Source organism: Micromonospora saelicesensis, from assembly GCF_900091575.1.
Taxonomy (GTDB): Bacteria; Actinomycetota; Actinomycetes; order Mycobacteriales; family Micromonosporaceae; genus Micromonospora; species Micromonospora saelicesensis.
This window is the reverse complement of sequence record NZ_FMCR01000003.1, coordinates 114,405-141,138: the sequence shown is the minus strand read 5'-3', so window position 1 is coordinate 141,138 and position 26,734 is coordinate 114,405. Positions and strand designations below refer to the sequence as shown.

Genomic DNA, 26,734 nt, shown 5'->3' with positions numbered 1-26,734 from the left:
GCCGTCAGCGCGTCGGCGCGCGCAGCGGGGTGCCGACGGCCCGCAGCTCGGCAAGCGCCCCGGCGACGCCGTGCAGCAGGTCGGTCGCCTCGGTGAGCCGGTCGGCGGCCGGGTGGGCGGTCTCCGGTCGGGAGTCCTCGGCCAGATAGCCGGCGGCGGCGACCACCAGCCGTTCGTACGCCGCCACCCCGCCCTCCAGTTGGGCGGTCAGCGCGGCGTGCGCCTCGGCCAGTGGCGGCCGGGCGTCGGCCGGGGCCAGCCGCAGCGCGCGTTCGACGCTGGCCACCCGCGCGGCCAGGTCGCGCAGCGAGCGGTCGGCGGCGGCGGCCTCCAGCACCGCCGGCTCGGCCAGCCCGGTGAGCCGGGGGGCCATCCCGGCCAGGGTGAGTGCCGCCCGGTCCAGACGGGCCCACTGCTCTCCGGCGCTGGTGCCGCGCAGCGCGATCCGGGAGCGGACCCGGCGCACCTCGGCCAGCACGCCCGGGCCGACCGGCAGCCGCTCGACGGCGGCGATCAATCGGGCCCGGGACCGGGCCGCCGCCTCGGCCGGGTCGAGCGCCGGGGGCGCCGGCTGGGCGGCCAGGGCGCGCACGTCGATCCAGCGCCAGGCGGCGAGCGCCACCGCGCTGCCCGCGGCGCCGGCCCAGGCCGCGTCGGGCAGACCAAGGCCGGCGTACGGAGTCAGCACCACCGCCGCCCCGCCGAGCCCACCGGCCAGTACGCTCCACCGCCGGGCCGACCGGCGAAGCCGACCCAGCCTCCGGAAGTACCGTGTCCGCTCGTCTGCCACAGTGACCCCCTCGATCCGGTCGTTCAGCCGGCGGCGGTCGGGTCGCCGGTGCCCCGCTCGCGAGCCATGCTGGCGCGCAGCTCGTCCAGCCGGGCGGCGGCCGTCGGGTCGTTGGCCGGGCCGGTCTTCTCGGCCTGCGGCACGGCCGGTCGTTCGGCCGCGCCGCCGAGCTGCTCCCCCGCCATGCTGGACCGGATCTGCTCGAGCCGGGCGGAGCCGGCCGAGTCGATCGTGGCCTTCTGAATTTCCAACATACGGCCCTCGACGGAGTTGCCGGCCAGTTCGGCGCGACCCATCGCGTTGGCGTACCGCCGCTCGATGCGGTCGCGCACCTCGTCCAGCGACGGAGTGTTGGTGGGCGCGGTCAGCGACGACATCGACTCCAGCGAGCGGGCCACCGTCTCCTGCATCTTGGCCTGCTCCAGCTGGCTGAGCAGCTTGGTGCGCTCGGCGAGCTTCTGCTGGAGGATCATCGAGTTGTTCTCGACCGCTCGGCGGGCCTGGGCGGCGGCGCCCAGCGCCTGGTCGTGCAGGGTCTTCAGGTCCTCGGTGGCCTGCTCGGCGGAGACGAGCTGGCTGGCCAGCGTCTGCGCGGACTGCTCGAACCGCACCGCCTCGGCCTCGTCGCCCTTGGCCCGGGCCTGGTCGGAGAGCACCAGGGCCTGCCGGGCGTTGCCCTGCAACCGCTCGACCTCGGTCATCTGTCGAGACAGCTTCATCTCCAGCTGACGCTGGTTGCCGATCACTGCGGCAGCCTGCTGAACCAGCGCCTGGTGCTGCCGCTGGGCATCCTCGATGGCCTGCTGGATCTGCACCTTGGGATCCGCATGTTCGTCGATCTTCGCACCGAAGAGCGCCATCAGGTAGTTCCAACCCTTGACGAACGGGTTCGCCATCTCCGCGGTATCCCCTCAGTAGCGTCGCTCCACCACGGCCGGGCCGGCTGGACCGTCCGACCGTGACCGGCCGGTCTCCATCGTCCCAGCCGAACGCCAATGAGGCATCCGTACCGGGCGGTCGACAGCACCGGCGGCTCCTGCGAGCAACCCTACGCGGCCGGGGCCAGCCCGCCCATGGTCAACTGGATCGGCGGCTCAGGCCGCGCAGACCACGTCCCGGTCGCGCTCGGTCGGGCGGACCCGGGTGCTGCGCAGGGTGGCCTTGAGCGGCGAGTCCTGGCGGACCGAGACAGCGACCTTGCCGTCGGAGGTGACCTGACGGACACCCCGGTTGGTGCTCTTGGCTGCGGCGTCGGCCGGCTCGTCCTGCATCGAGACGAGCACCCCGGGCATCTGCTCGGCGAGCGCCACGGTGTCGCTCACCTCACGCAGCAGCTCGGAGAGGCGGGCGCCGAGGGCGTCACAGATCGCGGCGAGCAGCTCGCTCGACGGTTCCTTGTGCCCGCGCTCAATCTCGGAGAGGTAGCCGAGGCTGACGTTGGCGGCGGTGGAGACCTCACGCAGCGTGCGCTGCTGGCCCTGCCGGCGCGCTCGCAGTGCGTCACCGATCACCCGGCGTAGCAGGATCATCGCACCTCCCCCTGAGGGATTCCTCGCGCCCGCCGCCGGGCGGCCGGTCGCGGCGGACCGCGCCGACCCCGAACGTCGGAGCCTTCCCGCAACCGTACCCGTTGCGGGCCCGGGCGACATCCCGCCCCGCCCGTCGGTTCGTCGGGACGGGCTCACCGGGGCGCGCCGCCGCCCGTGTTGCGTCGGCTCGGGTGGCTTCGACCGCTTCGGCCCTGGCTTCACGAGGTTGCGGCGGCGAGCCGCTCGGAGAGCAACCGCAGCGCCTCGACCACCGCCTCCGCTCGGACATGGTCCCGTCCGCTGCCCAGGTCGAGCTGGCGGACCTCGCCACCATTCGGGCCGGCGACCGCTACATAGACCAGGCCCACGGGTTTCCCGTCCTGCGGCTCCGGGCCGGCGACCCCCGTGGTGGCCAGCCCCCAGTCCGCGCCGCACCGCTGCCGGCCACCCTCGGCGAGCGCCGCCGCCACCTCCGGGTCCACCGGCCCTCGCTCGGACAGCAGGTCATCCGGTACGCCAGCCAGGGTCGCCTTCAGCTCGGTGGCGTAGACCACGAGACCACCCCGGTAGACCCCGCTGACCCCGGCGATGTTCACGATCGAAGCGGCGAGCGACCCGCCGGTGAGCGATTCGACAGTGGCCAGGGTTTCGTGCCGCTCGGCGAGCCGGTGCACGACCCCTGCCGCCGCACTGCCTACCTCGGCACCGTCCACCTCAGCGCCATTCACCCCGGCACCACTCGCCCCAGGACCACTCACCCCGGCACCGCCCGCCCCGCCACCGTTCACCGACACCCCAACCTCCGTCGCACAAACCAGTCCTTCCCCACCCACCAGTCCCCCACCCACCAATCCCCAACCCAACTACCCCCAACTCCGACCCGATCGCGTCCGACCCGGTCGCGGCGATCATGGAGTTGGCGTCACCACGCCGTCCCGACTGGCGACAACTCCATGATCAACAGAGGCGGGCCCGGGGGGCGGTGGGGGTGGGGTCAGCGGGGGCGGCGGAGGCGGAGGGCTTGGGCTATGTAGTCGAAGCCGGTGGCGACAGTGACCAGGACGGCGGCGGCCATGATCCAGGGGCCGACGGCGGCGAGCGCGACCGGCATCGGCCAGAGGTACCAGGCGATGGCGAGGATCTGGAGCGCGGTCTTGACCTTGCCGCCTCGGCTGGCGGCGATGACGCCGTGCCGGATCACCCAGAACCGCAGCCCGGTGATGCCCAGCTCGCGGACGAGGATCAGCGCGGTCACCCACCAGGGCAGTTGGTCGTACCAGGAGAGCAGCACCAGCGCCGCGCCGGTGAGCGCCTTGTCGGCGATCGGGTCGGCCACCTTGCCCACCGAGGTGACCAGCCCGAAGCGGCGGGCGATCCAGCCGTCCACCAGGTCGGTCGCCGAGGCCACCGCGAAGATGAGGCAGGCCGCCATCCGCCAACCGGAGTGGGTCATCCCGGACATGATCACCGAGGCGGCGAAGACCGGCACCAGCACCAACCGAAGGGCGGTCAACGCGTTGGCCGCGTTGACGACGGGCACCACGGCCACCACCCGGCCCGGCGTCGACTCCGTGGCCCCGGTCACCGCCGCACTCCGCTCGGGCCGCCGTGGCGTTCCCGGCACCGCACCACCTGGGTCCCCCGCTCCGCTCGGGCCCGCCGTCACCGTGCCGCGCCGGGCGCCGCCGAGATCATCTCATCCGGCACAGCGAGCAGGTCCACCCCTTCGGTGCCGGTCACCGTTGCGCGCACCAGATCGCCCGGGCGCAGCGCGGCCAGGTCGACCCCGCCCTCGGCCGGGGCGACCAGGGTGGTGGAACCGTCCACCTCCGGCGCCTGGTGGGCCGCCCGGCCCTCCACGACGCCGTCCTCGATCGAGTCGACCAGCACCTCGACGGTCGAGCCGAGCCGGTCTTCGGCCCGCTGCGAGCAGAGCTCGTCGGCGAGGGCGCTGAGCCGGTCGTAGCGCCGCTTGATCGTCGCGGCGGAGACCTTGCCGGGCAGGCCGGCGGCCTCGGTGCCGTCCTCGTCGCTGTAGTCGAACATGCCGATCGCGTCGAGCCGAGCCTCGGTCAGGAACCGGACCAGCTCGTCGACGTCGGCGCGGGTCTCGCCGGGGAAACCGACGATGAAGTTGCTCCGGGCGCCCGCGTCCGGGGCCAGGGCGCGGGCACTCGCCAGCAGCTCCAGGAACCGGTCGGTGGAGCCGAAACGCCGCATCCGGCGCAGCACCGGCTCGCTGGAGTGCTGGAACGACAGGTCGAAGTACGGTGCCACGCCCGGGGTGGTGGCGATCGCCTCGACCAGCCCGGGCCGGGTCTCGGCCGGCTGAAGGTAGCTGGCCCGCACCCGGACGATGCCGGTCACCGCGGCGAGCTGCGGCAGCAGCTTCTCCAGGGCGCGCGGGTCACCCAGGTCCTTGCCGTACGAGGTGGAGTTCTCGCTGACCAGCACCAGCTCCCGTACGCCGGTCTTGGCCAGCCACTCCGCCTCGGCGAGCAGCTCGTCCGGGGTACGCGAGACGAAGGCCCCCCGGAAGGCCGGGATGGCACAGAACGCGCAGCGGCGGTCACAGCCGCTGGCCAGCTTCAGCGAGGCCACCGGACCGGTGTCGAGCCGTCGGCGCAGCACCTGGCGCAGGTGCGCCGGGGTGTGCTCGTCGGTGTCGACGACGGTACGGGTCACCGTGCCGTGGCCGGGCAGCGACACACCGCTGTCGCGGCGCTGCACCGGGGTCAGCGGCAGCAGCTCGCGCCGGTCCCGTGGGGTGTGCGCGGTGATCTGCTCGCCGGCGACGACGGCGTTCAGCCGGGCGGCGATGTCGGGGTAGTCGTCGAAGCTCAGCACCGCCTGGGCCTCGGGCAGGCTGTCGGCCAACTCCCGGCCGTAACGCTCGGCCATGCAGCCTGCGGCGACCACCTTGGCGCCCGTTCCGGCGGCGGCGAGCAGGGTCTGGATCGAGTCCTGCTTGGCCTTCTCCACGAAACCGCAGGTGTTGACGACCACCACGTCGGCGCCCTCGCCGTCGGTGGTCACCTGCCAGCCGTCGGCGTGCAGGCGCGCGGCCAGCTCCTCCGAGTCGACCTCGTTGCGGGCACAGCCCAGGGTCAGCAGGGCGACACGACGGCCCTCGGCGTGGTCAGCGGGAGAAGGAGAGGTGGCAGACACCATCCGAGGGTACCGGGCCGGCCGGGTAAGCCCACGCACGCGGGCTGCGGAGACGGTCGACACCATTCGGTCAGCCCCCGTAACGTCAGCCGGTCAGCGCGCCGCGGCCGCCACCCGGGTCAGCGCGTCGAGCAGGAACACCTCGGTGCCGGCCAGGCCGGTGGAGCAGAAGACGGAGATCTGGTCCGCGGTGGTCCGGCCGGGGACCGCGCCAGCCAGGATGCCGCCCAGGTCGCGCAACCGCCCGGCGTACGGGGGTGTGGCCGCGAGCATCGGCGGCTGGTAGTCCGCCGCCTGAGCCGGTGAATCGGTGACCAGCAGGTCGGCGGTGTCCAGCAGGTCGGTGCCGAACTCGCTGCGGTCGCGCTGCTTGAAACCGACCGCGTTGACGTGCGTGCCGGGGCTGATGTCGGCGGCGCAGAGCACCGGGGTCGGGCTGGTGGTCGCCAGCACCACCAGGTCCCGCCCGGCGACGGCCGAGCCCGGGTCGGCCACCGCACGGGCCGGCACGCCCAGTTCGGCGCGGACCCGGGCGGCGAAGGCCTCCCGGCGAGCGGCGGAGCGGCTGTGCACCACCACCTCGCGCAACGGGCGGACCGCGGCGGCGGCCCAGACCTGGGTCCACGCCTGCCGGCCGGAGCCGATCACCCCGAGGGTGGCGGCGTCGGGACGCGCCAGCGCGTCGACCGCGAGGCCCCCCAACCCTCCGGTACGACGGGAGCCCAACTCCTCGCCGACCGCGACCGCCCGGATCGCCCCGGTCCGGGCGTCGTGCAGCACCACCAACTGCTCGCCCTGTGGGTGACCGAAGGTGTCGTACGAGCGGAAGCCGTACCACTCGCCGACCAGGTGCCCGGCGGTGAGCACCATCCGTCCGCCGCTCAGCGGTGCGGCGGCCCGGGGCGGCGCGATCAGGCGTCCCTCGTACGCGGCCAGGAGGGCGGCGCGCATGGCGTCGACCGTGGTGGCGGCGTCCAGCGCGGCGGCGACCTCGGGGTCGGCGTAGAGCATGGTCATGGTGGCGATACTGCAAGTTGAAGTCAGGTGGAGGTCAACGGACCGTGGTGGTGGTCACCGCCCCGCCACCGGGGTCGGTGCTAGCGTCGGCACCGGTGGCCGGATGTTCGCGGCCGCTCCGGACGAGTGGTGGGCGTACCCGGTCAGGCCAAGACGCCCCGCGTGACGTGCAGACTCGACTCGTCCCGGCGCGGCAGCCCGGGCGCTTTCCGGTGAGGTGAACGATGGCCTGGCTCGTACTGGTGATCTCGGGACTGTTGGAGACGGCCTGGGCGATCGCCCTGGACCGCAGCGCCGGTTTCAGCCGGCTGATCCCGTCCGTGGTGTTCGTGGTGACCCTGCTGCTGAGCATGGCCGGGCTGTCGTACGCGCTGCGGGACATCCCCGTCGGCACCGGCTACGCGGTCTGGGTCGGCATCGGCGCGGTCGGCACCGCGCTGGTCGGGATGCTGGCGCTGGGCGAGTCGGCGAGCCTGCCCCGGATCCTCTGTCTCCTGCTGGTGGTCGCCGGCGTGATCGGTCTCAAGATCTTCCACTGAGGTGTCCCATCGGCAGGCGTGGCCGGCGCCCACAGTGGGTAGTGATCGATCCGTCACGACAGGCTCTCAACAGGAGGAAGACATGGCCGACATGCCGAGCACCGTTCGTCCCCGCAGCAACGCCGCCCGCATCATCACCATCGTGGGTTTCGTCTTCGCGGTCCTGGCCCTGCTGCTCAACCCGATCATCTTCGGCGTGCTCGGCGTCATCGCTGGCGTCGTCGGCGCGGTGCTCGGTGACAAGCCGCTGGGTTGGTACGCCGCCGCGGCCAGTGTCGTCGCCGCGATCCTCGGTCTGGTGGTCTTCGCCGCGCTGATCAACAACTGACCGCTCCCCCACGTCACGGGCCCGCCGGATTCCGGCGGGCCCGTCGTGCGTCCTGAGTCGGCGGCGGGTCAGTCCCCGTCGCCGCGCAGGCCGGCCAGGACCTCGTCCAGCTCGTCCGGCTTGACCAGCACGTCGCGCGCCTTCGACCCCTCGGACGGCCCGACCACCCCCCGGGTCTCCATCAGGTCCATCAGGCGGCCCGCCTTGGCGAAACCGACCCGCAGCTTGCGTTGCAGCATCGAGGTCGAGCCGAACTGCGAGGTGACCACCAGCTCCACCGCCTGCACCAGCAGGTCCAGGTCGTCGCCGATGTCCTCGTCGATCTTCTTCTTGTTCTCCTGCGCCGGGGCCAGCACGTCCTTGCGGAACTCCGGCTCACGCTGGTCCTTGCAGAACTTCACCACATCGGCGATCTCGCGCTCGGTGACCCAGGCGCCCTGGATCCGGACCGGCTTGGAGGCGCCCATCGGCAGGAAGAGCCCGTCACCGCGGCCGAGCAGCTTCTCCGCGCCCGGTTGGTCGAGGATGACCCGGGAGTCCGCGAGGGAGGAGGTGGCGAACGCCAGCCGGGACGGCACGTTCGCCTTGATCAGACCGGTCACCACGTCGACCGACGGACGCTGGGTGGCCAGCACCAGGTGGATGCCGGCGGCCCGGGCCAGCTGGGTGATCCGGACGACCGAGTCCTCCACGTCGCGCGGCGCGACCATCATCAGGTCGGCAAGCTCGTCCACGATCACCAACAGGTACGGGTACGGACGCATCTCGCGTTCGCTGCCCGGCGGAGCCGTGATCTCGCCGTTGCGGACCTTGCGGTTGAAGTCGTCGATGTGCCGGACCCCGTTGGCGGCGAGGTCGTCGTAGCGCATGTCCATCTCGCGGACCACCCAGTCCAGCGAGTCCGCCGCCTTCTTCGCGTTGGTCACGATCGGGGTGACCAGGTGGGGAATGCCCTCGTAGCCGGTCATCTCGACCCGCTTCGGGTCGATCAGCAGCAGCCGCACCTCGTCCGGGGTGGCCCGGGTGAGGATGGACACCAGCAGGGTGTTGAGACAGCTCGACTTGCCCGCGCCGGTGGCGCCGGCGATCAGGATGTGCGGCATCTTGGCGAGGTTGGCCACCACGTAGCCGCCCTCGATGTCCTTGCCGAGCGCCACGACCATCGGGTGGTGATCGCTGGTCGCCGCGCGCGAGCGCAGCACGTCGCCGAGGGCGACGTTCTCCGGGTCGGTGTTCGGAATCTCCACGCCGACGGCGCTCTTGCCCGGGATCGGACTCAGGATCCGCACGTCCGGTGACTTCACCGCGTACGCGATGTTGCGGGACAGCTGGGTGATCCGCTCGACCTTGACGCCGTGCCCCAGCTCCACCTCATAGCGGGTGACAGTCGGGCCACGGGTGAAGCCGGTGACCGCGGCGTCCACATCGAACTGGTCGAACACGCCGGTCAGCGCGGCGATCACCTCGTCGTTGGCCTTGCTGCGGGTCTTCGCGGCGGCCCCGGCGCTGAGCATGTTGGCCGGCGGCAGGGTGTAGTCCCCGGACAGCCCGGTCAACGCGAGCTGCTCGGCCCGGGTCGGGGCGGGCGAGTGCTCCGGCGGCTCGACCGGCGGTTTGCGGCTCGCCGGCACCTTGCCCGGAGACTTGCGCGGCAGCACCATGGTTTCCTGGAGGTCCGCGCCGTCCAGGTCCTCGAAGTCGTCCGGGTCCAGTGGTGCGGGCATCCGCTTCGCCGGTCGCTTGCGCGCCGGCTTGGCGGCCACCTCGTCTGCCTCCTCATCCGTCTCCGGCGCGCCGACCAGCCCACCGGCGAGCAGACCCAGCCGCTCCGGGATCTTGTTGATCGGCGTCGCGGTCACCACGAGCAGGCCGAAGAGCAGCAGCAGGATGAGCAGCGGCACCGCCACCCAGGCGGTGACCGCCCGCTCCAGCAGCCCACCGACGCCCGCGCCGACCAGACCGCCGGCGAAGTCACGCTCCAGCGGGTCGGCCGGGTCCTGACCGATCTGGAGCAGCGCGGCGGTCGACACCAGCAGCGAGCCCCAGCCGATCAACCCACGGCCCCGGTGCTCCGGATCGGCGGGCTGACGCATCAGCCGCCACGCCCCGATCATCAGCAGCACAGGTACGACCACCGAGATCGCGCCCAGGAACAGCCGGATCGTGTCGGCCAGTCGCGCGCCCACCGGCCCCGCTCCGGACAGCCAGAGCGCCACGGCGCTGAGCAGGGCGAGCCCGAACATGAGCAGCCCGGCACCGTCCCGCCGGTGCTCCGGGTCGAGGTCGCGGGCCGAGGCGGCCTGCCGGCCGGCGGCGCGCACCGCCCAGCCCATCCCGTGCGCCAGCCCCATCCACAGTGCACCGACCGCACGGCCGACGTAGACCGCCGGGCCGGGCCGGGGCGGCGTGGTGCGACGTCGGACCGGGGCCCGGGTGGTCTTCTTCGCCGGTTGACGGGCACGACTGTTGGTGCCACCGCGCGGCGACGCGCCGCGTCGCCGGCTCGCCTGAGAGGTACGGCCCGCCATAGAGTCACGGTAACGGTGGGGCCGGGCAGATCCCCGCTTTTCCGGGTCGTGTCCGCGCGTCGTAACACGAACCCCACCGCCGGTCGTGATATCCGCCTCAGAAGGGATGCCCCATGGCGTCGCCGGAAATCGAAGGCGATCCGGATGATCCGCTGGCCGGGCACCCTGGCGCACTGCGTCCCCTGACCGGCGAACTGGTCGCCGCGGTGCTCGCTGCCCGCGGCCGGTCCGTCGGTCCGACCCCGGACGGCGAGCTGGTGGGCAACTTCGACGACAACCTGATCTGGTTCCTCCGCGTCGGCGGGGACGGGGAACTGCTCCAGATCCGCACCATGGTCGATCCGACCTTCGGCATCGAGCGGGTGCCCGACCTGTACGCGTTCTGCAACTCCTGGAACCACGACCGGCTCTGGCCGAAGGCGTTCGTCCACGTCGCCGACGACGGTCGGGCCCGGGTGTACGGCGAGGTGATCACCGACCTGGAACGCGGCGTGACCCCACACCAGCTCGACCAACTGCTCGACTGTGGCATCTCCACCGGCTGCCAGCTGGCCGTGGCGGTCCGTCGACTACCCGGCGCGGTGCCGTCGTGACCGGCCGGGACGAGTTCACCGGCAGCCGCACCGGCACGCCACCCACCGGCTCCGGTGACCGCCTCGCGCGGGGCCGCGTACCGGCGCTGGAGGCCGCGCTCGCCGAGGCCCGGGACCTCCCCGACGGCCCGGCCCGGCAGGTGGCCCTGGAGCGGCTCGCCGAGCGCGCCGACGCGGCCGGCGACGTCCGGTCCGGGATGGACGCGCGGTTCGCGTTGATCGAGGCGTATCTGCTGCACGGGGAGCGGTGGCGCCTGGTCGAGCCGGTCCGGCGCTGCCGGGCCGCCGCCGACCACCGACCCGACCTGCTCACCGAAACGGAGACCGGGCTGCTGCTGCGCTACCAGCGGTACGCGGTGGAGGCGCTGCTCGGCACCCCCCGGGTCGGGCTGGACCAGACCCGGTCCCTGCTGCACGACCTGGCCCACCGCGTCGGCGCGGATGGTCCCGACACACCGACCGTCGCGGAGCTGCACTGCCGGATCGCCGATCATCTGGGCGACGAGCCCACCGCCCGGCACTGGTACGAGCGATGGTCCGGAAAACGGCCGGGCCCCGCCGGCGGCTGCCCGGGCTGCGCCTCGGCCCGGCGTGCCGAGCTGCTGGCCGGCTGGGGCGAGTGGCATGCCGCAGTCAGCGAGCTCGGGGAGACCGACGGCGACCCGCAGTCCTGCACCGACCAGCCCGAGCGGGACCTGGTCGCCTGTCTGCTGCCGGCACTGCGCTCCGGCGAGCCGGAGCGGGCCGCGACGGCGCACGTGCGGGCGTACCGCCGGCACCGACGGGAGCGCGCGGCGTTCCCGCACCTCGCCGCGCACCTGCGGTTCTGCGCGCTGGGCGGGCACCTGGAGCGCGGGCTGGCCATCCTGGCTGAGCAGCTGCCCCGGTTGGACCGGCCGACCGACGATCTCGCCGCCATGGAGTTCGCCGCCGCCGGGGCACTGGTCTGCGGGCTGGCCGTGGAGGCAGGGCTGGGCGGGCGGACGATGCCCCGGCCGGCGTACGGCGAGCGGACGGCCACCGAGTTGGACGTGGGCACGCTCGGGGCGCTGTTGCTCGGGGTGGCCAACGAGTTGGCCGGCAGCTTCGACGCGCGCAACGGCACGGGGCACCACTCCGGCCGGATGGCCGCCTGGCTGTCCGAGCGCCCGCTCGCGGCGCCGGTTCCGCTGCCCACCGACGACGAACCTGACGAGCCCGACGAGCCCGACGCCGACCGGGCCGACGCCCAGGCCGAGCCCGATCCCGAGCTGGGCGACAGCGAGTTGTCGGCGCTCTCCCTCGGCATGATCACCGGGATCCTGGACGGGCGCGGCGACCGGTATCTGGTGGACGAGGGCGAGACCGTGGTCGGCCACTGGGAGGGGGCGGTGATCCAGTTCCGGCGGGCCGGTGAGCGCGGCGAGGTGCTGCACGCCCGCGCCATGGCCAACCGCCGGCTGCCGGCGGCGCGCCGCGCCGAGGCGTACGCCTTCTGCAACGCCTGGAACCACGACCGGCTGCTGCCCAAGGCGTACGCACACGACCTCGGCGACGAGTTGGTGCTGGCCGGCGACGTGGCCACCGACCTGGCGCACGGGGTCGCCCCGGCGCAGCTACGGGTCCTCATGGACGCCGCCATCGCCACCGGCATCGCGTACGCCGAGGCCGTCGCCGCGCTGCCCTGATTCGCCAGGGGCGCCAAAGGTTGCAGTTGCCGCGCGACTGCACGACATCCGACAGCTCGCAACCGGGAGAACGGCACCGGGGTGATATCGCCGTCAGCCCACCGCAACCTCTCGGGAGTCGTCATGAACCGCCCTCTCCGGTCCGGCATCGTCGGTGCCGCCGTGCTCGCCCTGTCCGCCCTCGCCACCCCGACCGTTGCCGGTGCCGCCCCTGCAAAGCCGACCGTCTCGCCGAGCACGACGGCCGGGAACGCCGCGCCGACGATCCTGGCCCGGGCCGACATCGTCTTCCTCGGCGGCGACCCGTGGCACCCGTCGGGTCCGCTGGAGGTCAAAGTCGTCAACGAGGGTGGGGCAGCCGCGAAGGGCTTCTTCGTGCTCCGCCTGCCACAGGACGCCGGCCTGACCGCTGGCGGCGACTGCCGGGCCGGCGACGGTGCGCCGAGGACCTGGGTCTGCGGCGGCGCGGAACTGCCCGCCGGGGGCGATCGGACGTACCGCCTGACCGTGACCTCATCGGCTGCGCAGCCGGTCTTCGGCGTGACCGGGTGGGGTTCCGTTGCCGGTCAGGACGCCACTGGCCGCGCCGACCGACCCACCGAATTCCGGATCAACTGGCCGGACCGCACGACGCTGCGGCTACGGGCCACCGCCGGTCCGGTCGTCGACGGTGCCGCGACGATGCGGGTCCGGGTCACGAACACCGGCACGTTCGACATCGGCGGGTACTCGTTGAACGTCGCCACCCCGGACGGGGTGCGGGTCACCGCACCGGGGTGCTCCGACAGCGGCCGGATGAACGGTGTGGGCTGCGAGATCCTGCGCGAGCGCCGCCTCGCGGGCGGTGCCACCGACAGCTTCGACGTACGGGTGGCGGCCACCGGCGGCACGAAGAGCGTCCGGCTCTGGCTCGCGCCCACCAACCGGTACACCAACGCGGACACCTCGGTGACGCTCCGCCTGACCGGCGGCGGAGCCGGAGGCGGCGCGGCCACCACCGCGCCACCGGCCGACCCGACCACGCCAGCGACCACGGCAGCGACCACGGCACCGGCCACGCCCGCCCCGAAGGCAACGGAACTGCCGCGCACCGGCACGACCACCATCGTGTACGGCCTGATCGGCGTGTCGCTGCTGACCCTCGGCGGCGGACTGCTGCTCCTGCGACGCCGGCTCCAGCGCGGCTGACCCGCAACGGTGAGCCCAATCGTGAAACGGCGATGCCCGCCCGCACCTCGTGTGCGGACGGGCATCGTGACGCGTGCGGTCAGACCTCGACGACGGTGGGCACGATCATCGGCCGACGACGGTACTTGTCGTTGACCCACCGCCCCACGGTCCGCCGGACGATCTGCTGAAGCTGGTGCGGGTCGGTGATGCCGTCCGCCGCGGCCCGGTTGAGCGCCTCGGTGACCAGCGGCACCACCGGGTTGAACGCCTCCGGGTCCTCGGAGAAGCCCTTCGCGGAGAGCGTCGGGCCGGCGACCACCTTGCCGGTGACCGAGTCGACGACCACGGTGGTGGCGATGAAACCGCCGTCACCGAGGATCCGCCGTTCGGTGAGCAGCGACTCGCTGACGTCACCGACGGCGAGGCCGTCCACGTAGACGTACCGGCTCTTCACGTGCCCGACCACGCTGGCGCGGCCCTCGACCAGGTCGACCACGTCGCCGTCCTCGCAGAGCACCACCCGGTCGGCGGCGACCCCGGATTCGATGCCGAGCCGGGCGTGGGCGCGCAGGTGACGCCACTCGCCGTGCACGGGCATCAGGTTGCTGGGCCGGACCACGTTGAGCAGGTAGAGCAGCTCCCCGGCGGGGGCGTGCCCGGAGACGTGCACCTTGGCCACGTCCTTGTGCACGACCACCGCGCCGGCCCGCGCGAGCCGGTTGATCACCCGGTAGACCGAGGTCTCGTTGCCGGGCACCAGTGAGGAGGCCAGCACGACCGTGTCACCGGGGGCGATGGTGATGTGCCGGTGGTCGCCGCTGGCCATCCGGCCCAGCGCGCTCATCGGCTCACCCTGGGAACCGGTGGACATCAGCACGATTTCATCCGGCGGCAGCGTGGTCGCCTCGTCGATGCTGATGACCAGGCCGGCCGGGATGTTGAGCAGGCCGAGGTCCCGGGCGATGCCCATGTTGCGGACCATGGACCGGCCGATCAGCGCGACCTTGCGGCCGTGCTCGGCGGCGGAGTCGAAGACCTGCTGCACGCGGTGCACGTGCGAGGCGAACGAGGCCACGATGATCCGACCCTTGGCCTTCGCGAAGATCGAGTCGAGCACCGGGCCGATCTCCCGCTCCGGGGTGACGAAACCGGGGATCTCCGCGTTGGTGGAGTCGGACAGCAGCAGGTCGACGCCTTCGGCGCCGAGCCGGGCGAAACCGGCCAGGTCGGTGATCCGGCCGTCCAGCGGCAACTGGTCCATCTTGAAGTCGCCGGTGTGCAGCACCAGGCCGGCGGGGGTACGGATGGCCACCGCGAGGGCGTCCGGGATCGAGTGGTTGACCGCGAAGAACTCACACTCGAACGGGCCGAGCCGCTCACGGCCGCCCTCCCGCACGGTCAGCGTGTACGGCTGGATCCGCCGCTCGGCCAACTTCGCCTCGACCAGGGCGAGGGTGAACTGTGAGCCGACCAGCGGGATGTCGGGCTTGTGGGCGAGCAGGTACGGCACCGCGCCGATGTGGTCCTCGTGACCGTGCGTCAGCACGATCGCCTGGACGTCGGCCAGCCGGTCCAGGATCGGACCGAAGTCGGGCAGGATCAAATCCACACCCGGCTGCTCGACGTCGGGGAACAACACCCCGCAGTCGACGATCAGCAACTTGCCGTCGTACTCGAAGACGGTCATGTTCCGACCGATGGCGCCGAGCCCGCCGAGCGGGATGATCCGCAGGCCGCCTTCCGGCAGCGGCGGGGGTAGCTCCGCCTCGATGTGCGCCTCGGTCACGCGTCCACCTCATTCTGCGACGCCGTTACTCGACGTCCATCGTGTCGTTCGTTCATTCGGGCAGCTCCAGGCCCGCTGCCGCGAAGTCTGCGCGCAGCTGGGCGATCTCGTCGTCGGTGGCGTCCACGAGCGGGGGTCGCACCGGGCCGGCCGGCAGGCCCAGCGACGCCAGGCCCGCCTTCACCAGGATGGTGCCCTGGGTGCGGAAGATGCCGGTGAACAGCGGCAGCAGCCGCCGGTGCAGGGCCAGCGCGGTCGGCATGTCCCCCGCGTCGTACGCCTCGATCATCTGTGCGGTCAGCGCCCCGGTGAAGTGCGTCGAGGTGCCGACCACGCCCACGCATCCGACGGCCAGCGCCGGCAGGGTGAGGGCGTCCTCGCCGCTGTAGAAGGCGAGGCTGGTCCGGCTGGTGACCCAGCTGGTGGCGGTCAGGTCGCCCTTGGCGTCCTTGACCGCGACGATCCGGCCGTGTTCGGCGAGCCGGACCAACGTCTCGGTGTCGATCGGCACGCCGGAGCGGTGCGGAATGTCGTACAGCATCACCGGCAGCCCGGTGGCGTCGGCCACCGCGGTGAAGTGTCGCAGCAACCCGCTCTGCGGCGGCTTGTTGTAGTACGGGGTGACCACGAGCAGGCCGTGCGCACCCGCCTTCTCGGCGGCGGCGGCCAGCTCGATGGTGTGCCGGGTGTCGTTGGTGCCGACGCCCGCGACCACCTTGGCGCGGTCACCGACGGCCTCCACCACGGCCCGGATCAGGTGTTCCTTCTCCGCGTCGGTGGTGGTCGGCGACTCGCCGGTGGTGCCGTTGACCACCAGCGCGTCGTTGCCCTGCTCGTCGACCAGGTGGCTCGCCAGCCGGGCGGCGCCGTCGAGATCGAGGGAACCGTCGGGGGTGAGCGGGGTCACCATGGCTGTGAGCAGCCGGCCGAAGGGGCGGGACGCCGGTCGGGCCGCGGCGTCGAGGTGGTCGTGCGTCATACCCTCCAACCTAGCGGACGACCAGCCGAGGCCCGCCGGGGAAGGGCTCAGGACGCCTCGTGCGGGCTGGCCGCCACTTCGGTGCCGTCCGGCAGCGTGGTGATCACGAAGTCGGCGAACACGTTCGGGGCGACCCCCTGGAGCTGGCGCAGGCACTCCACGGCCAGCTCACGGATCTCCACGTCGGCGTGCTCGGTGGCCCGCATCGCGATGAAGTGCCGCCAGGCCCGGTAGTTGCCGGAGACCACGATCCGGGTCTCGGTGGCGTTGGGCAGCACCGCGCGGGCCGCCTGCCGGGCCTGCTTGCGGCGCAGCGTCGGGTTGGGCTCGTCGGAGAAGCGCTGCTCGAGGCCTTCCAGCAACTCGGTGTACGCCCGAACGCTCGCCTCGGCGGCCTCCACGAACTTCTTGTGCAGCTCCGGGTCGTCGGCGATGACGGCCGGCTCGACCATGGCCGCATCCCGCTCCGGGACGTAGCGCTGCGACAGCTGGGAGTACGAGAAGTGCCGGTGCCGGATCAGCTCGTGGGTGAAGGAGCGGGACACCCCGGTGAAGTAGAAGGTGACCGACCCGTGCTCCAGCACGCTCAGGTGGCCCACTTCGAGGATGTGCGCCAGGTAGCCGGCGTTGGTGGCGGTCGCCGGGTTCGGCTTCTTCCACGACTGGTAGCAGGCCCGACCGGCGAACTCGGCCAGCGCCTGACCGCCCTCCGCGTCGGTCGACCACGGCACGTCGTCCGGGGCCGCGAATTGGGTCCACGCGATCAACTTGACCTGGGGCTGCACCATGTCCGGCATTCCTGGGACTTTAGTGGTGGGGTGCCGCCCGACCCAACTCAGGCGCGCCCCGTGCAATGTCGATCACTCAGACAGTCCGCGGACCCGCCGACGCCCAACGGCGTTGGCCGGGCTCCGGGTCCCGGTCCGGGCGTTGACCGGGGACCGGGTCCGGGATCCGGGCGTTGACCGGGGACCGGGCATCGTCATCGAGGCCGGGGCGGACAGTTCATTGGCGTCCTTTGGAGCTGAATCGTTGGCGACATCAGCCCCAGCGGATGGGCCACCCGAGCCGACGACCAAGGCCCGAGCGCCGCTCAGGCGTCCAAGCGACCCGAACGAGCCGAGCGGCCAGAGCGGCCCAAGCCCGAATGGCTAAAGCGACCCGAGCAGCCCAAGCGACCCAAGCGACCCGAGCGACCCGAGCGGCCCAAGCCCGAATGGCTCAAGCGACCCGAGCAGCCCAAGCGACCCGAGCGGCCCGAGCGGCCCGAGGCCGAGCGGCCTGAGCGGCTCGGCGGCAGCTTCCGCTCCCAAGATCGCGCAACATCATTGATGTAGTGGCATCCGTCGCGCCCGACCCCACTACATCCAGGATCGAGCGTGATCTTGGGGCGAAATCCGCCGTCCGCCGTCCGCCGCGGACGCGGGTTGCGGCTGCTCGCTGGATGATCGACTCGGGTTCATGAAAGTCGGGGTATCCGGGTCGGGTGAATGGCCCGGTTTCCTGCATGCCGAGTCGATCATGGGTGGTGAGCGCCGGAGGGGCCCCTGATGTCGCAAACGAATCAGCTCCAAAGGACGCCAAAACAGCGCACGTCGGCCGAGCCTCGCATCCGCGCATCGGCTGTGGCGCGTGCCCGGCGCGACGGCGCGTCGGGCGGCGGCGCGTCGGGCGGCGGCGCGGTCAGACAACGGCGCGGTCAGACAACCGCGCTGTCAGACAACGGCGCGTCGGACGGGGGCGCGGTCAGGCGGGGGCGCGGCCAGGCGGGGGCGCGGCCAGGCGGGGGCGCGGTCAGACGTAGAGCGAGGTGAACGGCGCCCAGGGCAGGTTGCGTAGCACCGAGAAGGCCAGCCACGCGGCCAGGAAACCGCCGATGACCTTCGAGCTGATCCGCAGCTCGGGCAGTCGCCAACCGAACGCCTGGTTCCCCGCCCAGGCCACGAAGAGGTACGCGAGGAACGGCAGCGCGAAGACGAACAGGAAGTGGTGCCGGGCGGCGGCCGGCAGGTCCCCGTGCAGCACGTACCAGAGCGCTCGGGTGCCACCGCAGCCCGGGCAGTCCAGCCCGGTGGTCAACTTGAGCAGACAGGTGGGCGCGGCGTCCGGGTCGGCGTAGGTCGGGTTGCTGAGCAGCGCGTAGCTCATGCCGACGGCGACGCAGCCGACCGCGGCCAGCGGCACCGCCCAGCGCGGGGAACGTTCGTAGAGGCGCAGCACGAACCGGGTGAGCCGGTCCGGCTCAGGCGCCTGGTAGCCACCGGGCGGGGTCGTCGGCCAACCCTCGGGACCCGAGCCGCCGGGACCGAAGCCGGAGGGTGCGAAGTCGGCAGGACCGACGCCGCCGGGACCCGCGCCGCCGGGACCGAAACCGTCCGGACCCGAGCCGCCGGGACCGAAACCGCCCGGACCCGTGTCACCGGAATTGAAGCCACCGGGAGCCGTGCCACTGTCGGCCGGCGCCGTGTGGACCGCGCCTGGGGCGGGGTGCGGCTGGTCGACCGGTCCGGGAGCGCTCGTCACGCGCTCACGGTACACCGGACACGCCGGCCAACGCGGCGGTGAGCGGACCGGCCAGATCGCCGGCCGCTGGCGGGGCCACCGCGTCCAGGCCGAGCCAGCCGGCGAGGCGGTACAGCTCGGCGGCGAGTGCGACGGCGGTCTCCCCCGGGTCAGCGCCGGGTTCGAGCCAGGCGGCCGGCACCAGCAGCACCCCGGCCTTCCGATCGGCCTTCAGATCGACCCGGGCGGTGAACCGGTCGCCCTGCAGGAACGGCAACACGTAGTACCCGTACACCCGCTGTGGCGCCGGGACGTAGATCTCGATCCGGTAGCTGAAGTCGAACAGTCGCTCGGTGCGGGCACGTTCCCAGATCAGCGGATCGAAGGGGCTGACCAGTGTGTTGCCCCGCACCCAGCGGGGCAGCCGGGCGGACGTGTGCAGCCAGGCCGGCTGTCGCCAGCCCGCCACGGTGACCGGCACCAGCTCACCGGCCTCGGCCAGCTCTGCGACGGCCTGCCGGGCGCCGGCCAGCGGCAACCGGAAGTAGTCGCGCAGCTCCGGCTCGGCGGCCACCCCGAGGGACCGCGCGGCGAGGGCAACCAGCGTCCGGTACGCCTCGGCGTCGGTCGGGGTGGGCGAGGCCAGCACAGCCGGGGGCAGCACCCGCTCGGGCAGGTCGTAGCGGCGGGCGAAGGAGGTGCTGCGCTCGGCGGCAGCCACCTCCCCAGCCCAGAACAGGAACTCCAACGCCCGCTTTACCGCCGACCAGTTCCAACCCCAGTTGCCGGTCTCCCGTGGCGCGTCGTGCTCGATCTCGGCAGCGGTCAGCGGCCCCCGGGCGGCCACCTCGTCCCGGACCCAGGCGACCAGTTCCGGCTGCTCCTGGGCGATCCGCCGCATGCCGCCCCACGATTCGCTGTGCGCCCGGGCCATCCGCCAGCGCAGCATCGGGTGCAGCTCCACCGGGACCAGCGACGCCTCATGGCCCCAGTATTCGAACAGCTCGCGGGGACGCCGGTAGGCGGCCTCGTCGAGCAACGTGGTCGGGTAGGGCCCGAGCCGGCTGTAGAGCGGCAGGTAGTGCGCGCGTTGCAGCACGTTGACCGAGTCCATCTGGATCAGCCCGACCCGGCCCAACACGCGACGCAGGTGCCGGCGGGTGGGCACGCCCGTCGGCGCCGGGTCGGCGAAGCCCTGGGCGGCGAGCGCCACGCGGCGGGCCTGGGCGAGCGAGAGTGATTCCGGTGCGGTCATCGTCGGCGACCTTAATTCATCGGTACGACGCCGGTGCGGGAAGCTGGACGTGACGACCAACGGGGCATAGAACGGTGCAATGCTGACCATCCGTCGGGAGGAACCGGACGACGCCGAGGCGGTCGCCCGGGTACACGTGCACGGCTGGCAGGCGGGCTACGCCGGCTTCATGCCGGACGAGGTGCTCGGGCGGCTCAACGTGGTGGCCTGGGCGCAGCGTCGTCGCGACGTCGGCACCGCCGATCCGGAACACCCGTTCACCACAGTGCTCGGCGAGGTGGACGGGTTGGTCGTGGGTTTCACCACCTTCGGGCCGTACCGCCGCAACCAGGACCGGGACGACCTGGACCCGACGGTCGGCGAGGTGGTGGCGCTCTACGTGGAGCCGGCCCACTGGGGTGACGGGACCGCCTCGGCGCTGCTGGACGCCGCCCGCAGCGGGCTCACCGAGCGGGGCTGGGCCGGGTACCGGGCGTGGGTGCTGGCGGACAACCTGCGGGCCCGGCGGTTCTGCGAGCGCGCCGGCCTGTCACCGGACGGTGAGCGGTCGACCTACCAGGTGCCGCTGGCCGGTGGGGGCCCGCCGGTCGGGCTGGTCGAGCTGCGGTACGCCGGACGCCTCGACCACTGACCCGTTCGGGGTCAACCACCGGCGGATCGGCAGGAAGGCCAGCAGCGCCAGACTGACCCACACGTAGGCGTTGCTGCCCAGGAAACCGTCGACGCCGCTGAAGTCCTTCTCCCAGAGCCAGACGGTCCGGCTGATCAGCAGCGCGTACCCGATGGTCGCGGCGACCAGCAGGACCTGCCGTCGGCGGCCGGCCGGCGCGGCCATCGCGTTGTCGACCAGCAGGATCAACGCGGGCAGCAGCCAGACCAGGTGGTGCACCCAGGTGACCGGGCTGACCAGGCACATCACCGCGCCGGTCAGCGCCAGGCCGGTCGCCTCGTCGCCGGCCGCGACGGCGGCCCGGGAGCGCCAGGCCCAGAGCGCCAGGGTGCCCAGCACCAGCAGCAGCCACAGCAGGGTGCTCGGGTGCTCCGGGTCGAGTCGGGCGACCACCCCGCGCAGCGACTGGTTGGAGACGAAGGCCAGCTCGCCCACCCGCCCGGTGTTCCACAGGGCCTCGGTCCAGAACTCCCGGGACGCGTCCGGGAAGAGCGCGGCAGCCAGCAGCGAAACCCCGGCGGCCGTGCCACTGGCGGTGAGCGCCGCCCGCCACCGCCCGGTCACCAGCAGGTAGACGATGAACACGCCAGGGGTCAGTTTGATCGCGGTGGCGAGGCCGATGCCCACCCCGGCCCACCGGTTGCCGGCGGGCAGCAGCCGCATCAGGTCCACCGCCACCAGGAAGAGCAGCAGTGTGTTGACCTGGCCGAAGTTGACCGTCTCCCGCATCGGTTCGAACGCGGCGGCCAGGCAGAGCGCCACGGCGAGGGCGAACCACCGGGTCCAACCGGCGCGGCGGGCGATCGGGTCGACCAGCCACCAGATCAGCACCGTTGTGGTGGCCACGCTGGCGAGCACGCTCACCACGATCGCGGCCGTCCACGGCAGGTACGCCATCGGCAGCATGACCAGCGCGGCGAACGGCGGATAGGTGAAGCCGTACTGGGTGCCCGGCTTGAGGTAGTCGTAGATCTCCCCGCCGTCGTGCACCCACCAGGTCAACGCGCCGTAGTAGACCTTCAGGTCGAAGAACCCGTGCCGGACGGCGGCGACGGCGAGGAACCCGGTGACCGCCGCGGCGAGCACCACCACCCCGACGACCTGCGCGGTCGTCCTGTTGGCACCCTGCGCCACCGTCGTCTCCCTCGCCCTGCGTAGGCTTCCGTCCCATGGCTCTCGGGTACGTCCGCCCGGCGCGTCCCGAGGACGCCGGCGAGATCGCACGCATCCAGCTCGCGACCTGGCGGGTCGCGTACCGCCGGATCCTGCCTCGGCATGTGCTCGACAACCTGGACGAGGCGTTCCTCGCCCGGCGGTGGAGCGCCGCGGTGCTGGAGCCGCCCTCGGGCGCGCACCGGGTGCTGGTCGCCGTCGAACAGGCCGAGCAATCGTATCTGGTGGGGTTCGCCGCCTCCGGCCCGGCCGACGGCGAGGCGTTGGCCCCGGGTGAGCCGGCCGACGCTCTCGGCCCGGATGTGGCGGCGGTGACCGACCTGCTGGTGGAGCCGCGGTGGGGCCGGCGGGGGCACGGCAGCCGGCTGCTCGCGGCCGCCGTCGACCTGTGGCGCGAGGACGGGATGAGCCGGGCGGTGGCCTGGGCGTTCGACGGGGACGAGGCGACCCGCAAGTTCCTGACCAGCACCGGGTGGGAGCCCGACGGCGCGGCCCGGGCGCTGGACGTCGACGACATGCTGGTGCCCCAGGTGCGCCTGCACGTGGGCGTGCCGGCCGAGAAGGTACCGGCCGAGTGAACCGGTTGGCGGCCCCGGTAGGGCCGCCACACCGGGCCGGTCAGCCCTTGTCCGAGCCGTCGTTGGCGTCGCGGACGAAGTACCGCTGGAACACCACGAAGATGATCGCTACCGGGATGGTGGCCAGCAGCGCGGCGCCGAGCTTGAGCGGGTACTGGGTGCCCTTGCCGAGCGAGCCGCTGACCAGGTCGGCCAACCCACGCGGCAGGGTGAACAGGTCCGGGTCCTGTACCGACACCAGGCTGTGCGGGAACTCGTTCCAGGAGCCCTGGAACGACAGAATGGTGAGGGTGATCAGCGCCGGTTTCGCCATCGGCAGCACCACCGACCAGAAGGTACGGAAGATGCTCGCCCCGTCTATCCGGGCGGCCTCCTCGACGCTCACCGGGATCGATTCGAAGAACTGCTTCATGATGAACACGCCCGCCGCGTCGGCCAGCAGCGGCACCACCAGCCCGGCGTAGCTGTTGTAGAGGCCGAGCTGGTTGAGCACCAGGAACTTCGGGATCAGCAGCACCACCCCGGGCACCGCCATCACCGCGATGACGGCGGCGAACAGCCCGCCGCGGCCCCGGAACCGCAGCCTGGCCAGCGCGTACCCGGCGAGCGAGTCGAAGAAGACCCGGCCGATGGTGACCAGCACCGTCACCAGCAGCGAGTTGCCCAGCCACAGCGGAAAGTTGGTGCCGGCGAAGATCCGTTCGAAGCCGGCCAGCGTGAGCGGGTCCGGAAACGGTGACAGCGGGTTCGCCGCCGCGTCGGGCTCAGTCTTGAGCGCGTTGCCGATCTGGATGACGAACGGGTAGAGGAACACCAGCCCGAAGAAGACCAGCGTGGCGTACCCCAGGAAGCGGGTGGCCAGGGTGCGGGCAGCGCGCTGCTGACGCCGCGCGGGCGCCGCTGCCGGGCGGTCGGTGAGCACGGCCATCTCAGGACCTTTCCGGTACGCGCCGACGCCAAAGGCCGCGGCGCGGCCGGTCGGTGTCCCGCTCGGCCAGCGCCCGGCGCTGGATCAGTGTGAGCACGATGATGATCAGAAACAGGACGAAGGAGATCGCCGCGCCGGAGCCGTAGTCAAAGTCCCGGAAGGCGGTCCGGTACGACAGGTACGCCGGGGTGAGCGTGGTCTTGGCCGGGTCGCCCTGGCTCATCACGTACACCTGGTCGAAGACCTGCCAGGAGCCGATCATGCCGAGGGTGAGCACCAGGAAGGTGGTGGGTCTGATCATCGGCAGGGTGACGTACCGGAAGCGCTGCCACCGGGACGCGCCGTCGAGGGTGCTCGCCTCGTCCAGCGTGACCGGCACGTTCTGCAGCCCGGCCAGGAACATCAGCATGAAGGTGCCGGAGGTGGTCCAGACGACCAACGTGATGATCGAGATCATCGCCACGCTCGGGCCGGCCAGCCAGTCCCACCAGGTCAGCCCAAACGGGCCGCCGTCGGCCAGTGCCGCCGGTGGCGAGTCGACGCCGACCACGCCGAACAGCAGGTGCAGAACGCCCCGGGAGTCGGCGAACCACTCCGGGCCGTCGATACCGAGGAAACCGAGCAGCGCGTTCACCGCGCCGGAGTTGGCGAAGAGGAACAGGAACACCACGCTGATCGCGACCGAGCTGGTCACCGAGGGGAAGTAGAAGGCGCTGCGGAAGAAGCTCTTGCCCTTGAGCATCCGGTTGTTGACGACCAACGCCAGTCCGAGCGCCAGCACTGTCTGCGCCGGAACCACGATCGCCACGTAGTAGATGTTGTTGCGGAGGCTGGTCATGAAGTCGCGGCGGGCCAGCCCGTCCTCGGTGAACAACTGGGTGTAGTTGTGCGCGCCGACGAACGGGACGTCGCCGGTGAACGGGCTGCCCTGGCCGTTCCAGTCGGTCAGGCTGACCCAGAGCGCCATCAGGATGGGCAGTAGCAGGAACAGCCCCAGAATGACGATCACCGGCGCGACGAAGAGCCAGCCGGCGAGGTTCTCGTTGCTCCGGATGCCGCCCCTGCTTCGGCGAGGGCCGGCCCCGCCCGCGGTCGCCGCGGCGGTCAGTGTCTCGGTTGCCATCTTCCCTCCCTTCTTCTCTCCGGCCGACGTGCGGCGGGGGCCCCGGTGTTCGCCGAGGCCCCCGCCATCACCTCAGCTGCCGCCGAGCGCCGCCTTGGCGTTCTTGTCGAAGTTCTGCAGCACGGTCTTCGGGTCGCCGTTGGCCAGCCCCTGCAGACCTGTGTCGAGGTCCTTGAGGACGCTGTCCATCTTCGGGGCGTTCACCGGGCCCTGGGCGTACGCGGCGCCGTCGATGAACACCTTGTCCGCCGGGAAGGCGGCGGTGTACTGGTCACGGGCCGACTGGCGGGACGGCATGACACCGAACGCCTTCGCGAAGGTCATCTGCTGCTCGCCGCTGGTCATCGCCTCGACGAACTTGATCGCCTGATCCTTGTACTTGCTCTTCGCGGCCACGCCCCAGCACTGGGTGAAGGAGAGGGTGCCCTGCCCCTTGGGACCGGCCGGCAGCGCCACGACCTTGTACTTCACGTTCGGGAAGTCGTTCTGCAGAGCACCCTTGATCCAGTTGCCCTCAATGGTCATCACGGCCTTGCCCTTGCCGAACGCCTCACCGGACCAGCCGGCGTCGAGCTGCTTCGGGTACTTGGCCAGGCCGGTGCTGAGCATGGTCTTGACGTACTGGAGAGCGGCGAGGTTCTCCGGGGTGTCGGCCGTGGGCTGCTTGCCGTCCTTGCTCACCAGCCAGCCGCCGTTCTGCACCATGAAGGCACCGATCCGGTCCCGGGTGTCACCGAGGGCCAGCGGAACCTGCCCCTTGGCCTTGATCTTCTGGGCGACGGCGGTGAGCTGCTCCCAGGTCGTCGGCACGTCGGCGTCGGTCAGCCCGGCCCTGGTCCACAGGTCGGTGTTGATCTGCAGGGCCAGGGTCGAGAAGTCCTTGGGCGCGCAGTAGACCTTGCCGTCGTACGTGAAGGCGCTGCGCAGGCTCTCGTAGAAGTCGCCCGAGTTGCTGATTTTGTCGCCGTACGGCTCGAGAGCACCGACGCTGGCGTAGTTGGCGAACTGGGCCGCGTCCACGTAGAAGACGTCCGGCGGGGTGCCGCCGGCGAGGGCCTGACCGAGCTGCTGGGTGAGGTCCTGTGCCGGGGTGACCGTCGCGGTGTTGCCCGAACTGCTGGCCCACTTCGCGGCGGCGTCCTGCACGGCCTTGGTCTCGGCCTCGCCGGACGAGCCGATCAGGATCTGCAGGCTGGCCGGGCCGCTGGACTGGGCGGTGTCGCCGGAGGAGTCGTCGAAGCCGCTGCCGCAGGCGGCGGAGCCAAGGAGGGCGACGGCGGCGAGGCCGGCCACCGCTGCCCGGGTGATTGTTCGGGGTGCCATGGTTTCTCCTGGTGGGGGGTGGGACTACGCGGTGTGCCGCAGTGCCAACGAGGGCTGGAGCAGCACGGGGGTGGGGGTCTCATGGTCGCCGTCGAGGACCCCGGTGAGCAGGTCCACGCAGCGGGCGGCGGCCTCGCCGAGCGGTTGGCTGACGCTGGTCAGCCCGACCGCGGCAGCCACCGGCGTGTCGTCGAAGCCGATCACCGACACGGGCGGGTCGACGCCGCGAATCGCCTGGAGGGCGCCGAGGGCGAGTGAGTCGCTGGCGCAGACCACGGCGCTCGGTGCCACGGTGTCGAGCAGGTCGTGCATCAGGCGTTCGCCCTCGGCGATGCCGTCCTCGGTCTCCCGGTGCAGCCCGGTCGGGTCGACGCCGGCCGCACGCAGCGCGTCGCGCCAGCCGGCTCGCCGGTCGTCGCCGACGCCGGAGCCGACCGGCCAGCCGATGAAGGCGATCCGCCGGTGGCCGGCGTCGAGCAGACGCCGGGTGGCCTGGGCGGTGCCGGCGGCGCCGTCCACGTCCACCCAGGGGTGCGCGTCGAGCGCGTCCCATGGGCGACCGAAGGTCACGAACGGCACGTCCCGGTCGGCGAGCCATTCGGTACGCGGGTCGCCGTACTTGGTGCCCACCAGCACGAACGCGTCCAACTCGTAGGTGCCGAGCAGGTCGCCGTAGGTGGCGATCTCCCGGTCGTCGTCGGTGGCGGTGTAGAGCAGCACCCGGTAGCCGGCGGCGTCGGCGGTCTCGGTGAGGCCGTGCAGGAAACGGTCGAGCACGGAGCCGTTGATGCCGTCGCGGGTCGGGTCGATCCGGGCGGCGATGAGGCGGGACCGGCCGGTGCGCATCTGTCGGGCGGCCTGGTTGGCCCGGTAGCCGAGCGCGTTGATCGCGTCCTCGACCCGCTGACGGGTCTCCTGCCGCACGATGTGCGGGCTGTTGAGCACGTTGGACACCGTCTGCCGGCTGACTCGGGCGTGCCGGGCCACCGTCGCGATGGTCACCTTTTCGGCCACTTAATCCCTCTCGCCATCTTGAACGATCCAATTTGGATAAGGCAGGATTGGATCGTTCAAGTTTCTGGAATGTT

Annotated in this window: 25 protein-coding genes and 1 riboswitch; of the genes, 7 read left to right on the top strand and 18 right to left on the bottom strand. The window is 72.1% G+C overall.

Features of this window, described 5'->3' with window-relative positions:
- Nucleotides 1–4: 4 nt before the first annotated feature.
- From pspM to GA0070561_RS13625, 7 genes are all read right to left on the bottom strand, one after another.
- Complete coding sequence (pspM, locus tag GA0070561_RS13655; protein ID WP_091400455.1) at nucleotides 5–790, bottom strand: phage shock envelope stress response protein PspM; 786 nt, start codon at nucleotides 788–790, stop codon at nucleotides 5–7.
- A 23-nt stretch (nucleotides 791–813) separates the two neighbouring features.
- Nucleotides 814–1,686 (bottom strand): PspA/IM30 family protein, encoded by an 873-nt coding sequence (locus GA0070561_RS13650; protein WP_091400453.1) that lies wholly within the window; start codon nucleotides 1,684–1,686, stop codon nucleotides 814–816.
- 198 nt (nucleotides 1,687–1,884) lie between these two features.
- Nucleotides 1,885–2,319, bottom strand: coding sequence for a helix-turn-helix domain-containing protein (locus GA0070561_RS13645; RefSeq protein WP_091400451.1), 435 nt, complete (start codon nucleotides 2,317–2,319; stop codon nucleotides 1,885–1,887).
- 218 nt (nucleotides 2,320–2,537) lie between these two features.
- Nucleotides 2,538–3,047 (bottom strand): CinA family protein, encoded by a 510-nt coding sequence (locus GA0070561_RS13640; protein WP_091400449.1) that lies wholly within the window; start codon nucleotides 3,045–3,047, stop codon nucleotides 2,538–2,540.
- Nucleotides 3,048–3,313: 266 nt separating this feature from the next.
- Entirely contained in the window at nucleotides 3,314–3,904 is a 591-nt protein-coding gene (pgsA, locus tag GA0070561_RS13635) for a CDP-diacylglycerol--glycerol-3-phosphate 3-phosphatidyltransferase (protein WP_091400447.1), read from the bottom strand.
- Between the two features lie 77 nt (nucleotides 3,905–3,981).
- A complete protein-coding gene (gene rimO, locus GA0070561_RS13630; RefSeq protein WP_091402051.1) occupies nucleotides 3,982–5,490 on the bottom strand; it encodes a 30S ribosomal protein S12 methylthiotransferase RimO in 1,509 nt (502 codons plus the stop codon).
- A 90-nt stretch (nucleotides 5,491–5,580) separates the two neighbouring features.
- The gene (locus tag GA0070561_RS13625; RefSeq protein ID WP_091400445.1) at nucleotides 5,581–6,504 is read right to left on the bottom strand and encodes an ornithine cyclodeaminase family protein; all 924 of its coding nucleotides are present in this window, start codon (nucleotides 6,502–6,504) and stop codon (nucleotides 5,581–5,583) included.
- A 92-nt stretch (nucleotides 6,505–6,596) separates the two neighbouring features.
- Nucleotides 6,597–6,667: riboswitch (guanidine-III (ykkC-III) riboswitch) on the top strand.
- A gap of 61 nt (nucleotides 6,668–6,728) precedes the next feature.
- On the opposite strand from GA0070561_RS13625, the gene sugE reads away from it, so the two are divergent.
- Nucleotides 6,729–7,043 carry a quaternary ammonium compound efflux SMR transporter SugE gene (gene sugE / locus GA0070561_RS13620; protein ID WP_091400443.1) on the top strand — a complete coding sequence of 105 codons (315 nt, stop codon included), beginning with the start codon at nucleotides 6,729–6,731 and terminating at the stop codon, nucleotides 7,041–7,043.
- An 82-nt stretch (nucleotides 7,044–7,125) separates the two neighbouring features.
- Nucleotides 7,126–7,371: a hypothetical protein gene (locus tag GA0070561_RS13615; protein WP_091400441.1), complete on the top strand. Its 246-nt coding sequence runs from the start codon at nucleotides 7,126–7,128 to the stop codon at nucleotides 7,369–7,371.
- 68 nt (nucleotides 7,372–7,439) lie between these two features.
- On the opposite strand, the gene GA0070561_RS13610 is transcribed toward GA0070561_RS13615, so the two are convergent.
- The gene (locus GA0070561_RS13610; protein ID WP_091400438.1) at nucleotides 7,440–9,899 is read right to left on the bottom strand and encodes an FtsK/SpoIIIE family DNA translocase; all 2,460 of its coding nucleotides are present in this window, start codon (nucleotides 9,897–9,899) and stop codon (nucleotides 7,440–7,442) included.
- A 113-nt stretch (nucleotides 9,900–10,012) separates the two neighbouring features.
- Here GA0070561_RS13610 and GA0070561_RS13605 point away from each other — a divergent pair, with 113 nt between their 5' ends.
- The 3 genes from GA0070561_RS13605 to GA0070561_RS13595 all read left to right on the top strand — a co-directional run bounded on the left by GA0070561_RS13605 (nucleotide 10,013) and on the right by GA0070561_RS13595 (nucleotide 13,347).
- A complete protein-coding gene (locus GA0070561_RS13605) occupies nucleotides 10,013–10,492 on the top strand; it encodes a YbjN domain-containing protein (protein ID WP_091400436.1) in 480 nt (159 codons plus the stop codon).
- 86 nt (nucleotides 10,493–10,578) lie between these two features.
- A complete protein-coding gene (locus GA0070561_RS13600; protein WP_244166279.1) occupies nucleotides 10,579–12,159 on the top strand; it encodes a type III secretion system chaperone family protein in 1,581 nt (526 codons plus the stop codon).
- Nucleotides 12,160–12,282: 123 nt separating this feature from the next.
- Nucleotides 12,283–13,347: an LPXTG cell wall anchor domain-containing protein gene (locus tag GA0070561_RS13595; RefSeq protein ID WP_091400432.1), complete on the top strand. Its 1,065-nt coding sequence runs from the start codon at nucleotides 12,283–12,285 to the stop codon at nucleotides 13,345–13,347.
- Nucleotides 13,348–13,426: 79 nt separating this feature from the next.
- On the opposite strand, the gene GA0070561_RS13590 is transcribed toward GA0070561_RS13595, so the two are convergent.
- The 5 genes from GA0070561_RS13590 to GA0070561_RS13565 form a co-directional block, all read right to left on the bottom strand.
- Nucleotides 13,427–15,115: a ribonuclease J gene (locus GA0070561_RS13590; protein ID WP_091400429.1), complete on the bottom strand. Its 1,689-nt coding sequence runs from the start codon at nucleotides 15,113–15,115 to the stop codon at nucleotides 13,427–13,429.
- Nucleotides 15,116–15,167: 52 nt separating this feature from the next.
- A complete protein-coding gene (gene dapA, locus GA0070561_RS13585; RefSeq protein WP_091400427.1) occupies nucleotides 15,168–16,094 on the bottom strand; it encodes a 4-hydroxy-tetrahydrodipicolinate synthase in 927 nt (308 codons plus the stop codon).
- Between the two features lie 47 nt (nucleotides 16,095–16,141).
- Complete coding sequence (thyX, locus tag GA0070561_RS13580; protein WP_091400425.1) at nucleotides 16,142–16,882, bottom strand: FAD-dependent thymidylate synthase; 741 nt, start codon at nucleotides 16,880–16,882, stop codon at nucleotides 16,142–16,144.
- A 1,006-nt stretch (nucleotides 16,883–17,888) separates the two neighbouring features.
- On the bottom strand, nucleotides 17,889–18,617 hold the full coding sequence (locus GA0070561_RS13570; protein WP_244166220.1) for a DUF2752 domain-containing protein: 729 nt from the start codon (nucleotides 18,615–18,617) through the stop codon (nucleotides 17,889–17,891).
- Between the two features lie 4 nt (nucleotides 18,618–18,621).
- On the bottom strand, nucleotides 18,622–19,851 hold the full coding sequence (locus tag GA0070561_RS13565; protein WP_091400422.1) for a winged helix-turn-helix domain-containing protein: 1,230 nt from the start codon (nucleotides 19,849–19,851) through the stop codon (nucleotides 18,622–18,624).
- A gap of 79 nt (nucleotides 19,852–19,930) precedes the next feature.
- Here GA0070561_RS13565 and GA0070561_RS13560 point away from each other — a divergent pair, with 79 nt between their 5' ends.
- The gene (locus GA0070561_RS13560) at nucleotides 19,931–20,482 is read left to right on the top strand and encodes a GNAT family N-acetyltransferase (protein WP_091400420.1); all 552 of its coding nucleotides are present in this window, start codon (nucleotides 19,931–19,933) and stop codon (nucleotides 20,480–20,482) included.
- On the opposite strand, the gene GA0070561_RS13555 is transcribed toward GA0070561_RS13560, so the two are convergent.
- Complete coding sequence (locus GA0070561_RS13555) at nucleotides 20,381–21,655, bottom strand: glycosyltransferase 87 family protein (RefSeq protein ID WP_091400418.1); 1,275 nt, start codon at nucleotides 21,653–21,655, stop codon at nucleotides 20,381–20,383. The genes GA0070561_RS13560 and GA0070561_RS13555 overlap by 102 nt on opposite strands.
- A 35-nt stretch (nucleotides 21,656–21,690) precedes the next feature.
- On the opposite strand from GA0070561_RS13555, the gene GA0070561_RS13550 reads away from it, so the two are divergent.
- The gene (locus GA0070561_RS13550; RefSeq protein WP_091400416.1) at nucleotides 21,691–22,272 is read left to right on the top strand and encodes a GNAT family N-acetyltransferase; all 582 of its coding nucleotides are present in this window, start codon (nucleotides 21,691–21,693) and stop codon (nucleotides 22,270–22,272) included.
- A 40-nt stretch (nucleotides 22,273–22,312) separates the two neighbouring features.
- On the opposite strand, the gene GA0070561_RS13545 is transcribed toward GA0070561_RS13550, so the two are convergent.
- The 4 genes from GA0070561_RS13545 to GA0070561_RS13530 form a co-directional block, all read right to left on the bottom strand.
- Nucleotides 22,313–23,200 (bottom strand): carbohydrate ABC transporter permease, encoded by an 888-nt coding sequence (locus tag GA0070561_RS13545; protein WP_091400413.1) that lies wholly within the window; start codon nucleotides 23,198–23,200, stop codon nucleotides 22,313–22,315.
- Nucleotide 23,201: 1 nt separating this feature from the next.
- Nucleotides 23,202–24,323: a carbohydrate ABC transporter permease gene (locus GA0070561_RS13540; protein ID WP_091400411.1), complete on the bottom strand. Its 1,122-nt coding sequence runs from the start codon at nucleotides 24,321–24,323 to the stop codon at nucleotides 23,202–23,204.
- A 72-nt stretch (nucleotides 24,324–24,395) separates the two neighbouring features.
- The gene (locus tag GA0070561_RS13535) at nucleotides 24,396–25,646 is read right to left on the bottom strand and encodes a sugar ABC transporter substrate-binding protein (RefSeq protein ID WP_091400408.1); all 1,251 of its coding nucleotides are present in this window, start codon (nucleotides 25,644–25,646) and stop codon (nucleotides 24,396–24,398) included.
- A 24-nt stretch (nucleotides 25,647–25,670) separates the two neighbouring features.
- A complete protein-coding gene (locus GA0070561_RS13530; RefSeq protein ID WP_091400406.1) occupies nucleotides 25,671–26,660 on the bottom strand; it encodes a LacI family DNA-binding transcriptional regulator in 990 nt (329 codons plus the stop codon).
- Between the last annotated feature and the right edge of the window lie 74 nt (nucleotides 26,661–26,734).

Bases quoted from the DNA above. Each gene is read 5' to 3' on its own strand.
- GA0070561_RS13540 (WP_091400411.1), bottom strand. From the start codon at position 24,323: ATGGCAACCGAGACACTGACCGCCGCGGCGACCGCGGGCGGGGCCGGC.
- GA0070561_RS13565 (WP_091400422.1), bottom strand. From the start codon at position 19,851: ATGACCGCACCGGAATCACTCTCGCTCGCCCAGGCCCGCCGCGTGGCG.
- rimO (WP_091402051.1), bottom strand. From the start codon at position 5,490: ATGGTGTCTGCCACCTCTCCTTCTCCCGCTGACCACGCCGAGGGCCGT.
- GA0070561_RS13545 (WP_091400413.1), bottom strand. From the start codon at position 23,200: ATGGCCGTGCTCACCGACCGCCCGGCAGCGGCGCCCGCGCGGCGTCAG.
- sugE (WP_091400443.1), top strand. From the start codon at position 6,729: ATGGCCTGGCTCGTACTGGTGATCTCGGGACTGTTGGAGACGGCCTGG.
- GA0070561_RS13625 (WP_091400445.1), bottom strand. From the start codon at position 6,504: ATGACCATGCTCTACGCCGACCCCGAGGTCGCCGCCGCGCTGGACGCC.
- GA0070561_RS13610 (WP_091400438.1), bottom strand. From the start codon at position 9,899: ATGGCGGGCCGTACCTCTCAGGCGAGCCGGCGACGCGGCGCGTCGCCG.
- GA0070561_RS13550 (WP_091400416.1), top strand. From the start codon at position 21,691: ATGGCTCTCGGGTACGTCCGCCCGGCGCGTCCCGAGGACGCCGGCGAG.
- dapA (WP_091400427.1), bottom strand. From the start codon at position 16,094: ATGACGCACGACCACCTCGACGCCGCGGCCCGACCGGCGTCCCGCCCC.
- GA0070561_RS13595 (WP_091400432.1), top strand. From the start codon at position 12,283: ATGAACCGCCCTCTCCGGTCCGGCATCGTCGGTGCCGCCGTGCTCGCC.
- GA0070561_RS13605 (WP_091400436.1), top strand. From the start codon at position 10,013: ATGGCGTCGCCGGAAATCGAAGGCGATCCGGATGATCCGCTGGCCGGG.
- GA0070561_RS13560 (WP_091400420.1), top strand. From the start codon at position 19,931: ATGCTGACCATCCGTCGGGAGGAACCGGACGACGCCGAGGCGGTCGCC.
- GA0070561_RS13645 (WP_091400451.1), bottom strand. From the start codon at position 2,319: ATGATCCTGCTACGCCGGGTGATCGGTGACGCACTGCGAGCGCGCCGG.
- GA0070561_RS13535 (WP_091400408.1), bottom strand. From the start codon at position 25,646: ATGGCACCCCGAACAATCACCCGGGCAGCGGTGGCCGGCCTCGCCGCC.
- thyX (WP_091400425.1), bottom strand. From the start codon at position 16,882: ATGGTGCAGCCCCAGGTCAAGTTGATCGCGTGGACCCAATTCGCGGCC.
- GA0070561_RS13650 (WP_091400453.1), bottom strand. From the start codon at position 1,686: ATGGCGAACCCGTTCGTCAAGGGTTGGAACTACCTGATGGCGCTCTTC.
- GA0070561_RS13615 (WP_091400441.1), top strand. From the start codon at position 7,126: ATGGCCGACATGCCGAGCACCGTTCGTCCCCGCAGCAACGCCGCCCGC.